Below are 11,621 nucleotides of genomic sequence, written 5' to 3'. Positions count from 1 at the left end.
TATTTCCCTAAAAGGAATATGTAACTTGCGCAATATATGAAGCGCGGTCTGCATCAAATAGATCTATACTTCCTAGCGTTCCTCTTTCTGCATCTGCATAAAAACCTGACGTAGCAGCCGTCAGACTAAAATTGAAATGATCCGTTGCCTGGTAAGCCCCATATAATGAGCCGCCATAAGTAATACTCTCGCGTCGAGTACCCTGATAACTGATTGTGTTTCCACCAAGAGCTGAAATTCCTAATGTCAATTTCGTAAAGCTGTAGCTCGCTCCAGCTGAAAGTGAGTAAGTCCACTCTGTGAGTGAACGGCCACCAGCCGTCTTGTATTCGTGGAAGTTTTTTCTTAATCGAGGGGAAAGCGAAAAATTGACGCCAAGAGCTTTGGCGCTTACTGGCATTGCAATTCGTAAAGCAGTAACCAGTTCATCTTTTCGTGAAGTTTCCGAGGTAGGTATTGTTAACTGACCACTCAGGCCAGCTTTACCTGTTTCGCCAAAAGTAAATAAGCTTGAATAGCTTAATCCAGCGACAGAGTCCGTAGCGTAAGTACCTACTTCATCTTCTAGCGCGCGATATCCACCGCTTGAAAGGTAGCTGCTGAGGTTGTCATTAATTTGGTAGGTCAACGTACCACTCCAGGAAAAGTTTCTTACAGAGCGGTAATCATCTTTGTTATATATATTGGTGTCGTAAGCTAAAGAAACTGAACCGCCAAACTTACTTGGTTGTTCTTTTTCTTCTTGTTTTATTTCAATACTTTCTTCCGCCAATAATGGCGAGACAAATAAAGAAGAAACAAGTAGAGATATCGAACTCAGTTTCCATTTATGTGTGTTCTGCATATGTTAACTTCCATGAAATATTAGACTCACAAGAGTCATCCATGTATTACCGAATTCACGAGGTGTAACTATTCCTCGAGGGATTTTTCAATCCTCGATAATAACCATCAGAAATAGGGCTTAGCCCTAAAATCTAATATCAAATTAACAAGCGAAATTAAGTTCTATTTATATAGAGATTGTATTTATTATTTTATTTACTATCTTTTCTTTCTTTGGCTAGGGTGCGTAATTGGAATTGCTGATAGTAATTTTTTTGTGTAATCATTTTGAGGGCTATTATAAACCTCTAGTGCAGTTCCATACTCTACGATTTCTCCAAAATACATCACTGCTACGTTATCTGAAACTTGTTTTACTACAGATAAATCGTGTGAAATAAATATGATTGCTAAGTTCATTTCTGATTGAAGCTTTAACAATAAATTAATTATTTGCGCCTGAACGGATACATCTAAAGCAGATACTGATTCATCACAAATAAGAAGCTTTGGTTTTAGTGCAATCGCTCGTGCAATACCGATCCTTTGCCTTTGGCCCCCGGAGAACTCGTGAGGGTAGCGATTGACTGAAGTTCTTGGCAGACCTACCTTATCAAGTAGTTCAAGTACCCACTCTTTGCGCTCCTTTGACGACCCGACATTATGGATTACGTAGGGCTCTTCTAAAATCATCCCAATCGTATGACGCTGATTTAAGGATTCCATAGGATCTTGAAAGACGATTTGCATTTCTCTACGCAAAGGACGCATTTCTTTTGGGTTTAACTTGGTTATATCCTCCCCTTCAAAAAAGATTGAGCCTTGTGTTGGTTCAAATAACTTTAAAATAGTTCGACCTAATGTGCTTTTTCCACACCCGGACTCCCCCACAAGCCCAAGCGTTTCACCTCTGTTGAGCGAAAAAGATACACCGTTAACTGCCTTAACTGTATAACCCTTCGCAAACAACCTTTTTCCTGAGACAAAGTGTTGTTTCAGGTTTTCAATTCTAAGTACTTCTTCCACAACTCTTATCCTCGAAACTCTGGAAACGCGCTTTGGTCAATATCAGGAATATCGATGATTTGTTTTGGCTGCTTATCCAAGTTCGGCATCAGCCCTAGTAAACGCTTGGTGTAAGGGTGTTGCGGGCTATCAAACAAATCATAAACATCCGCATATTCAACAACTTTACCCGCATACATCACCGCAACATCATCACAAATTTCAGCGACAACGCCTAAATCATGTGTGATGAATAACATTCCCATTCCTGTTTCTTCTTGTAGCTCATTCATCAATTCCAGTATTGATGATTGTACAGTCACATCCAGCGCTGTAGTTGGTTCATCACATATCAATAAATCGGGTTTACAAGCCAATGCCATTGCGATCATGACTCTTTGCCTCATTCCCCCTGATAAATTATGAGGATATTCATCGATTCGCTTATCTGGTAATGGAATTTTTACTTTCTCTAACATAGAGATTGCATAGGCTCGACGTTCTTCCTTCGCTAATTCTGGGCGATGAAGCTCTAGAACTTCCATTATCTGCTTGCCAACCGTATGAACCGGATTGAGTGCTGTCATAGGATCCTGGAAAATAATCGATATCGCATCTCCACGCATCGAGTACATTTCTTCAGCTGGAACGGTCACTAGGTCTTTACCTTTATAAAGGATCTGCCCTGAGACTACGTTTCCGTAGGGTTTAGGGAGCAAGCCCATTATCGACATCGAAGTGACACTTTTACCGCAACCGGACTCGCCGACTAACCCTAAGGTCTTACCTTTCTTCACGTCAAAACTCACCCCGTGAAGTACCTTAACTAGTCCCTCATCCGTTTTGAATTCAGCTTCTAACCCTTTAACGCTCAGGATTACTTCATTCTTCATAGCGTTTACACCTTCCATTAAAGCTTGTACTGCTCATCAGTAACGGTGACAGGCTCAAAAGAAGTACCGTCTTTCATCGCTTTCTGGGTTTCTTTCTTAACAGAAGTATCAATCCAGAAGTTACCGGTATCCATAGGGTGGAACATGCTCAACGTCTGCTTAGTCATTGGGTTACTTGGGTATTGAACCCAACGCCAATGGACTGCCCTTGTATACGGCACCATATAACCTGGAACAATGATGCTTGCGTCAGCAACGTAATCCTGAATTTTATGCGACAGCTCGATACGTTTTTGTTGATCAAACTCTGCGTCATAAGCTTCGATCAGTTTGTCTAGTTCAGGACTGCTGTAATTGGTATGTGCGTTAGTTTGAGGTTTGTTTGCATTATCTGAGTGTAAATACTCCCAGTAAGCGGGAATTTCACCCGATCCCATATTCAAGAATGCCAGTTCATGTTTTTTCTCAAGAATATATTTAAATGCAGAAGAGCCATCGACTAAGTTCAAAGTAAAATCTAAACCCGCTAATTTAGCTTGCTCTTTCAAGTAAGCAATTCGCGGTGTCCAAGTGGTAAAACCATAAGTTATCGCAAAAGAAAGGCGTTCCCCTTTGCTATTAACACGAATACCATCAGGACCAACTTTATCGAACCCAGCTTTTTCAAAATATTCAGCGGCTAAACTAGGGTTAAATTCTGGAGCCTTATTGTCTTTTTTGTCATATTCACCATGACCAAATCCAAGCCCATGCGGCTTGCGGGTGTAATCACCACGCATGATATTTTTGATCATACCGTCGTAATCTGTAGCGAGCATCACGCCTTTACGTAGGTCTAAATTATCTAACAAGGGTTGCGCGGTGTTCATCCATAAACCGCCAGCCCCCTGAGGAGTCTGATTGAACCCCCAGAACTTATGAATATAGCCTTTTTCAGTGCCTTCCGAATCTGATTTTCCGTGCCAGTATTCAGGTAAAACGAGGTCAAAGAAATCAAGCTTGCCCTTCTCGAAGTGTTTTAACGCAATGTCAAAGTCTCGAATGACTGTAATACGCACTTTGTCGACGTTATAACGATTTTGGTAGTAACGATTGGAATAACCCCACCACTCCTCTCCGACATGTTTAAAAGTTACGCTTTTGCCTTTTTTAACTTTGTCTAAGTAGTATGGGCCCGCTGTCGGTTCACTTTTAAAGTTATATTTACGAACGAAATTATCATCCATGCCATCACTATTTTCGTCTTTCCCACCTTTAAAGAAATGCTCCGGCCTTGGTTGGAACCCATTACTTGGCATGTTTACAAGTACCATCAAAGCATCGTCACTTTGTTCAATCGCAGTTTCCACTGCAATCGTATAATCGTCGATTTTCGTAACATCGGTTATCGATGTACTGAAAAAGTCGTTATACCAAGGATCGATGATATCTTTAGAGCGGTAATACTTGAGCATGAACACGTAGTCATCAGCGGTGATTTTTTCTCCGTCTGACCATCTAGCATTAGGATCTAACTTGAAAAAGATCGTACGGTTATCATCCGAAAATGCCCACTCAGTAGCAAGTTGAGGGATCCATTTACCGGTATTTGGGTGTCTTTCGGCGAGTTTTGGTGCACCATCCATAAAATAGTGTCGCAAACCTGAATTTGCATCGGGCCCAACGCTACGTAATGTCTGAGGAAAGCTCGCCATAAAGGTACGTAAAGTACCGCCTCGCTTTGCCTCATCCGATGCAAACAGTGGTTCAGCGTTGTTCGTGCGCCACTCTAAATCACTAGGTAGTGTTGCAGCCTGTGATTGAAAACAAAAACTAGCGAATGCGGCTGTGACTGCCAATGTTACTTTATTATTTTTCATTTTTACTTTCCTTGTAAGTTGGCATTAGACGTAACGAGTGAATTTCTTAGGATCAAAAGCTGAACGAATAGCCTCGCCTATAAACGTCACCATCACCAACACTGCGACTATTGAGGAAACTACAGAGACAACAATCCAAGGAGCATCCAAGTTTGATTTCCCTTGCTGTAGCAATTCTCCCCAACTAGGCGTTGGCGGCATTAAACCTAAGCCTAAATAATCTAGGGCAGTCAACGCTGTTATGTTAGCTGCGATCGTAAACGGTGCGAGCGTTACAATCATAACCATAGTATTTGGGAGAATGTGATGCAGTAAAATTCTCGTAGTTGACGCACCCAACGCTTTTGCTGCCATAACGTATTCACGAGCAGACTCTTTGTAAGTCATCGTTCGCATATACCAAGTGATAGGCATCCAACCAAACAACACATTGATCGCGATAAATAATGTGAACGTTGGTTGAGTAACTGACACCAAAATCATAATCACATATAGGAATGGCACCATAGACCAGACTTCAATCAAACGTTGTGCAAATAGATCAAATTTCCCACCAAAATACCCCATCGCGCAGCCAACCACCGTACCAATAGCGAAGGAAACTGCCATTGTCATTAAGGCAAACCCCATTGCGATTCTAAAGCCATAAACTAAGCGGGCTAGTATATCCCGCCCGATAACATCGGTACCTAGGTAATGCTTCGAATCTAAGCTTGGAGCTAAAGGAGGAAAGTCACCAGAAAAATCCTGTTCATAAGGGTTCCAAGGTACAATTGGTAGAACAACAAAGTTCCCTTCAGCTTGTTGCTCAAATTGCTCTTTCAACTGTCTATAGTCAGCTTCACTCGAATAATCTAGCCCAAACTCAGTACCCATTCTTACGTCACTAAAAACTGGAAACGACCACTCTCCATTATACTTCACAACCAACGCTTTATTGTTAACCAATACTTCAGCAATCAAGGATAAAAACAGCATCGTAGATAGGATGACCAGAGACCAATAGCCACGCTTAATCTCTTTAAAGTGCTTAATTTTTTTCTGAGTCAATGGCGTCAATGTAATCATGATCCGAACCTCACTCTAGGATCCGCAAGCGCAACACACAGATCAGACAAAATATTCCCGACCATTAACATTACTGCATTGATTGCGACGATTCCCATTACGACTGGGTAGTCCCTTTCCACTATCGATTCATAGCCTAATAAGCCTATTCCATCGATATTGAAGATCACTTCAATCAAAAATGATCCTGTCATGAAAAACAGCAAAGAGTTTCCAAAATGACTAGCAATGGGTATCAAGCTATTTTGAAGCGCATGCTTTCGAACTGCAGTTTTAAACGGTAAACCTTTAGCAATCGCAGTTCGGATATAATCCGCCGAAATATTTTCCATTAAATTATTTTTCATGGTCATAGTGAGCGTCGCAAAATCACCGATTAAATAACAGATTAATGGAAGCACTGCATGCCACATAATGTCTTTAACTTGTTCTGATAATGTTTCGTAGTCATCAAAGTCATCACCAACAAAGCCTCCCATAGGGAACCAATCTAAATTGTATGCAAACACCGTAATTAGAAACACGCCCACTACATAACCAGGTAATGCATACCCAATAAAAATTAATATAGAAGATGCGGAATCAAATACCGAACCATGTTTAATAGCTTTAAAATAACCAAGCGGAATAGAAATAAAATAGCTTATAAAAAACGTCATTCCACCATAAAATAGCGATACGGGAAGTCGCTCCGCAATCATATCGCTTACAGGCTCGTAGTAACGCGTCGACTCTCCGAAATCCAATACAATAATTTTTGATAGCCAATCTATATACGATTCAAATATTGGTTTATCTAAACCGTAAAAGGCATTTAGATCAGCTATTTGGTCATCAGACAATGCCGAGCTATTTCCAGCAACACTTACAGAGGCACTATCGCTTCCAGAATGCATGCTAGACAACATTCTTTCAACGGGTCCGCCAGGTACAAAACGAGTAATCGCGAAGATTAATATTGTTATTCCTAGAAATGTCGGTACGACTAATAATAGACGTCTTAATATATATGCTAACAATTGGGATATACTCCATTCCTATCGCCAAAAGAGAGTTCTTACTGAAAATCAGCGTTATCAACCCAACAAAATGCAACCTAATTAATATCAAATTAATATTAGCAACAATTTCATTACTAGTGACAACGTTAAGACATAAGCACTACTAATAAAAATATTATTAATCTATTCACTCAAGTTAATCGAGCTAAGTCATATTTTTGACATGAAATATATTTGGATACAATTTAGCTGTGTGTGCGAAGCGTCGCAGATAACATATAGAACTAAGGATAGTGATAAAGACAGCGTTATCAGCACAGCTTTCGTACCATAACTTATACATTTTAGTTATGCTTATAAAAAATTCAGTCGATTATGCTAATAAAAAAGCCCCTAAACGTTTGCGTCATTAAGTTGACTTCGTTCAGAGGCTTTAATTGATATTTCTATCTAAATATGAGTATGTAAATAATTATTGCTACGAATGTAATAAACTAGCGTTGATAGACTTTAGAACAGCCTCAGGATCTTCTGCCTGAGTAATTGGACGGCCAATAACTAAATAGTCTGAGCCAGATTCGATTGCTTTTACAGGTGTCATAATTCGCTTCTGATCGCCAACTGCAGCGCCTGCAGGTCGAATACCTGGAGTCACCAATTTAAACTCTGCGCCTAACTGACCTTTAAGTAATGAAGCTTCTTGTGCTGAGCATACAACACCATCTAGCCCAGACGCCTTCGTTAAATTTGCTAATCGCATCACTTGCTCTTGTGGCGCAACATCCAAACCAATACCCGCAAGGTCGCTCTGTTCCATACTCGTTAATACCGTAACCCCAATAAGCAGTGGGCGGTCCTTTCCGTAAGGCTCCAAGATTTCACGCGAAGCCGTCATCATCCGCTCGCCACCACCCGCATGTACATTTACCATCCATACGCCCATCTCTGCTGCAGCACGTACCGCTTTAGAGCAAGTGTTAGGGATATCATGAAACTTAAGGTCTAGAAACACTGAAAAACCACGCTTGTGAAGCTCTTTTACGAAGTCAGGACCAAACAGTGTGAACATCTCTTTGCCAACTTTAAGTCGACAAGAATTTGGGTCAATTCTATCAACAAATGCAAGGGCGTCAGCTTGGTTGTCGTAGTCTAGTGCTACGATGACTTTTTGATCGATCATTTCATCTCCTAACGTGATTCACTTTCTATAAATAACACTTAAAAAAATGCAGCCCTAAGGCTGCAATTAAATAATCTGGTCATAATGACCAATAATTCTATTCTCCATCAAGCCCACGAATAGGCTTGATCGTTCCCCACCCCTTACATGAAGGACAATGCCAATACATTGAATGAGTGGAAAAGCCACATTTTCTACAACGGTAATGGGGCTTAGTTTTAAGCTGCTCGCCAACCATCGACTGTAATGTTGTCAAACTGTCTTTAGCTCGGCCATCTTCAGCCTCCGCCAAATGGTAATCCATCAAACGGTAGAAGCCTTTCATTGTAGGATTTTTAATTAGCTGCCTTGTAAGTAGATCTTGCGCAGACCCCACATCTTCATGATGTGCAACGAGTTGGGCCAGCATTAATTCTGCAGATACACCTGCTTTTTTATTAATACAAGCACGCAGGAAGGTTACAAGGTCTTCTTCTTGTCCTAAATGATGATAGCAGTCCGCTAATGTAGGCAGCACTTCGCTTACGAAATCAATATCTTGCTCTAACACCATTTCCATGTACTGGATAGTCTTTTGATACTCTTCACTATCAAGATAGACTTTTCCTAGCGCGATACTCGCGCGTACACATTTGGGATCTTCTGCAAGCGCCTTCTTAAAATTCTGTATCGCCTTAGGAGTATTACCATCAGCCTGCTCCTGCATCGCCAACTCACACCAAAAATGTGCGACGTTCGACTTCATTCGCTTTCGGCCTAGTTTTACTAAGGCATTCGCATAGTGTATCGCTTTCGTCCATTCACGAGTCTGCTGGTAAATAGACACTAATTGCTGAAGTGCCCCTTCTTTATGATCCGGTTCTTCAACTAGTTGCTCAAAGATTTTTTCGGCACGGTCCAGAAAACCAGAAGCCATATAATCTTTAGCCAGCTGCTGTAATGCCAAGTTCTTTTGGTCCAATGTAAGACCGGAACGGGAAATTAAATTTTGGTGGATGCGTATGGCGCGGTCGACTTCACCACGGGAGCGAAAGAGATTACCTAGCGCTAGGTGAGTATCAATCGTTTCATTATCTACTTGAAGTAATTCAATGAAGTGATCTACGGCTTTATCCGACTGATCGGACAACAGCAAGTTTAAACCCGTAACATACTGACGAGATATCTGGTGGGACTGTTTTTGCTTTTCTTGCTGTGCATTACGATTACCCATGTACCATCCATAAGCGGCGGCAATGGGCAATAACAAGAAGAGTAACTCAAGCATTAAATCTTAGCCTTTAAGAAACTATTAAGCCTTACTTTCAACAACAGCTTGGTTAGTTTGCTTATTTAATTTTTTCTTTAAACGGCGAACTTGCAACTGCGATTTTAAGTGTAAGCTTCCAAACACTAACCAAGCTAATGAGAAGCCTGATACAAACACAACACCCAAAAGGGTTGATAGGTGGAAATCACCTTGAGCAAGCAAATAATTAAAGGTTACAACCGCTTGGTTTTGAGAACCTAACGCCAATGCAATTAAGAAAAGTGCAATAACAGCGACTATTTTTATAATTTTCATAGTTCATCACTCATAAGTTAGTTTGCAGGTACGATTATGCAGGAAAATCGACAATCAAACCATGAATATTACCAACAATATGAATATAAAAAAGCGGCATACATTATAGTATGCCGCTTTTTCTAGAATCTAATTTTGCTGCTACATGCCTGCGTTTACACGCTCACGTAACTCTTTACCTGGTTTAAAGTGAGGTACGAATTTACCGTCCAATTCAACTTTGTCACCAGTTTTTGGGTTACGCCCAACACGTGGCTCTCGATAGTGTAATGAGAAGCTGCCGAAACCACGAATTTCAATTCGATCACCGCCTTCAAGGGTTGAAGCCATATGCTCCAAAATATCTTTTACAGCATCTTCGATTTCTTTCGCAGAAAGGTGTGTTTGCTCAGCACATAGTCTTTCAATCAACTCAGACTTAGTCATAGTTTCCCTCATTAGTTTTCTTTTTAGAAATTATAGACCTATCGACAAAATAAGCAAAAAAAAGGAGCCTTACGGCTCCTTTCTTAGCGAAAAATTAAATTATTCGCCTTTAGCTGCTTTGAAAGCGTCAGCCATTGCGTTACCGAACGCGCCTTCTTCAGACTTGTTCAGTGAAGCCATTGCTTCTTGCTCTTCAGCTTCATCTTTAGCTTTGATAGATAGGTTGATTACGCGGTTCTTACGGTCAACGCCAGTGAACTTCGCTTCAACGCTGTCGCCAACGCTTAGGATTAGAGACGCATCTTCGATACGGTCACGAGATACTTCAGAAGCACGGATGTAACCTTCAACGCTGTCTACTAGTTCGATAGTAGCACCTTTAGCGTCAACAGCAGTTACAGTACCGTTTACTAGAGTACCTTTCTTGTTCTCAGCAACGTATGCGTTGAACGGGTCGTTTTCCATTTGCTTAACGCCAAGAGAAATACGCTCACGCTCTGCATCTACTGCAAGAACAACAGCTGAGATTTCGTCACCTTTCTTGTATTCGCGTACTGCTTCTTCACCAGCTGCATTCCAAGAAATGTCAGATAGGTGAACAAGACCGTCGATGCCGCCTTCAAGACCGATGAAGATACCGAAGTCAGTGATAGACTTGATCTTACCAGTAACTTTGTCGCCCTTAGCTTGCATTTCTGCAAATGACTGCCACGGGTTCGCTTTACACTGCTTAAGACCTAGAGAGATACGACGACGTTCTTCGTCGATATCAAGAACCATAACCTCAACTTCGTCGCCAACATTAACAACTTTAGAAGGGTGGATGTTCTTGTTAGTCCAATCCATTTCAGAAACGTGTACTAGACCTTCAACGCCTTCTTCGATTTCAACGAAGCAGCCGTAGTCAGTTAGGTTAGTAACACGACCAGAAAGCTTGTGACCTTCTGGGTAACGCTTAGCGATTGCTACCCATGGATCTTCGCCTAGTTGCTTAAGACCTAGTGATACGCGAGTACGCTCACGGTCGAACTTAAGAACTTTAACTAGGATTTCGTCACCAACGTTAACGATTTCTGATGGGTGCTTAACACGTTTCCAAGCCATATCTGTGATATGTAGAAGACCGTCAACACCGCCAAGATCAACGAACGCACCGTAGTCAGTAAGGTTCTTAACGATACCTTTAACTTCAGTACCTTCTTGTAGAGTCTCAAGAAGTTCGTCACGCTCAACACTGTTTTCAGATTCGATAACAGCACGACGAGAAACAACAACGTTGTTACGCTTCTGGTCTAGCTTGATTACTTTGAACTCTAGCTCTTTGTTTTCTAGGTGAGCAGTATCACGGATTGGACGTACGTCTACTAGAGAACCTGGAAGGAAAGCACGGATACCGTTTAGTTCAACAGTGAAACCGCCTTTAACTTTACCGTTGATGATACCAACAACAGTTTCAGCTTCTTCGCAAGCTTTCTCAAGAACGATCCAAGCTTCGTGACGCTTAGCTTTCTCACGAGAAAGTTGAGTTTCACCGAAACCATCTTCAACAGCGTCTAGAGCTACGTCTACTTCAGCGCCAACTTCAACTTCAAGTTCGCCAGCAGCGTTCTTGAACTGTTCAGCAGGGATAGCAGATTCAGACTTAAGACCAGCGTCAACAAGAACGAAACCGTTCTCGATAGCTACTACAGTACCTTTAACGATGCTGCCTTGTTGGAATTCTGTTTCGTTTAGAAACTCTTCAAAGAGTTGAGCAAAAGATTCAGTCATTATTTAATCTTCAATAATTAAACGTCCATG

The 11,621-nt window shown here is 41.3% G+C and carries 11 protein-coding genes; all 11 read right to left on the bottom strand.

The genetic code is table 11. From position 1 onward, the window contains the following. Window positions 1-7: 7 nt before the first annotated feature. Entirely contained in the window at window positions 8-844 is an 837-nt protein-coding gene (locus ELZ11_RS02880; protein WP_137355857.1) for a hypothetical protein, read from the bottom strand. Between the two features lie 200 nt (window positions 845-1,044). Continuing rightward, a complete protein-coding gene (locus ELZ11_RS02875; protein WP_137355856.1) occupies window positions 1,045-1,851 on the bottom strand; it encodes an ABC transporter ATP-binding protein in 807 nt (268 codons plus the stop codon). Between the two features lie 5 nt (window positions 1,852-1,856). Continuing rightward, the gene (locus tag ELZ11_RS02870; RefSeq protein ID WP_137355855.1) at window positions 1,857-2,723 is read right to left on the bottom strand and encodes an ABC transporter ATP-binding protein; all 867 of its coding nucleotides are present in this window, start codon (window positions 2,721-2,723) and stop codon (window positions 1,857-1,859) included. 17 nt (window positions 2,724-2,740) lie between these two features. Next, a complete protein-coding gene (locus ELZ11_RS02865; protein WP_137355854.1) occupies window positions 2,741-4,582 on the bottom strand; it encodes an extracellular solute-binding protein in 1,842 nt (613 codons plus the stop codon). Window positions 4,583-4,606: 24 nt separating this feature from the next. Continuing rightward, entirely contained in the window at window positions 4,607-5,650 is a 1,044-nt protein-coding gene (locus tag ELZ11_RS02860; RefSeq protein WP_137355853.1) for an ABC transporter permease, read from the bottom strand. After that, window positions 5,647-6,669: an ABC transporter permease subunit gene (locus ELZ11_RS02855; protein ID WP_137355852.1), complete on the bottom strand. Its 1,023-nt coding sequence runs from the start codon at window positions 6,667-6,669 to the stop codon at window positions 5,647-5,649. The genes ELZ11_RS02860 and ELZ11_RS02855 overlap by 4 nt, the downstream gene beginning before the upstream one ends. Window positions 6,670-7,129: 460 nt before the next feature. After that, window positions 7,130-7,831 (bottom strand): orotidine-5'-phosphate decarboxylase, encoded by a 702-nt coding sequence (pyrF, locus tag ELZ11_RS02850; RefSeq protein ID WP_137355851.1) that lies wholly within the window; start codon window positions 7,829-7,831, stop codon window positions 7,130-7,132. Window positions 7,832-7,928: 97 nt separating this feature from the next. After that, a complete protein-coding gene (gene lapB, locus ELZ11_RS02845) occupies window positions 7,929-9,098 on the bottom strand; it encodes a lipopolysaccharide assembly protein LapB (RefSeq protein ID WP_137355850.1) in 1,170 nt (389 codons plus the stop codon). 24 nt (window positions 9,099-9,122) lie between these two features. Beyond that, window positions 9,123-9,395 (bottom strand): LapA family protein, encoded by a 273-nt coding sequence (locus ELZ11_RS02840; protein ID WP_137355849.1) that lies wholly within the window; start codon window positions 9,393-9,395, stop codon window positions 9,123-9,125. Between the two features lie 141 nt (window positions 9,396-9,536). Next, entirely contained in the window at window positions 9,537-9,821 is a 285-nt protein-coding gene (ihfB, locus tag ELZ11_RS02835) for an integration host factor subunit beta (RefSeq protein ID WP_137355848.1), read from the bottom strand. 99 nt (window positions 9,822-9,920) lie between these two features. Further along, window positions 9,921-11,591, bottom strand: coding sequence for a 30S ribosomal protein S1 (rpsA, locus tag ELZ11_RS02830; protein WP_137355847.1), 1,671 nt, complete (start codon window positions 11,589-11,591; stop codon window positions 9,921-9,923). Between the last annotated feature and the right edge of the window lie 30 nt (window positions 11,592-11,621).

It is taken from the genome of Vibrio profundi (assembly GCF_005281835.1).
GTDB classification, from domain to species: Bacteria; Pseudomonadota; Gammaproteobacteria; order Enterobacterales; family Vibrionaceae; genus Vibrio; species Vibrio profundi.
Note: the sequence above shows the minus strand (reverse complement) of the source record. Positions and strands in the feature narration are given on the sequence as shown.

What these genes read in the sequence shown, in the direction of transcription:
- lapB (WP_137355850.1), bottom strand. Translation starts at nt 9,098, where the DNA reads ATGCTTGAGTTACTCTTCTTGTTATTGCCCATTGCCGCCGCTTATGGA.
- pyrF (WP_137355851.1), bottom strand. Translation starts at nt 7,831, where the DNA reads ATGATCGATCAAAAAGTCATCGTAGCACTAGACTACGACAACCAAGCT.
- ELZ11_RS02880 (WP_137355857.1), bottom strand. Translation starts at nt 844, where the DNA reads ATGCAGAACACACATAAATGGAAACTGAGTTCGATATCTCTACTTGTT.
- ELZ11_RS02865 (WP_137355854.1), bottom strand. Translation starts at nt 4,582, where the DNA reads ATGAAAAATAATAAAGTAACATTGGCAGTCACAGCCGCATTCGCTAGT.
- ELZ11_RS02870 (WP_137355855.1), bottom strand. Translation starts at nt 2,723, where the DNA reads ATGAAGAATGAAGTAATCCTGAGCGTTAAAGGGTTAGAAGCTGAATTC.
- ihfB (WP_137355848.1), bottom strand. Translation starts at nt 9,821, where the DNA reads ATGACTAAGTCTGAGTTGATTGAAAGACTATGTGCTGAGCAAACACAC.
- rpsA (WP_137355847.1), bottom strand. Translation starts at nt 11,591, where the DNA reads ATGACTGAATCTTTTGCTCAACTCTTTGAAGAGTTTCTAAACGAAACA.
- ELZ11_RS02860 (WP_137355853.1), bottom strand. Translation starts at nt 5,650, where the DNA reads ATGATTACATTGACGCCATTGACTCAGAAAAAAATTAAGCACTTTAAA.
- ELZ11_RS02840 (WP_137355849.1), bottom strand. Translation starts at nt 9,395, where the DNA reads ATGAAAATTATAAAAATAGTCGCTGTTATTGCACTTTTCTTAATTGCA.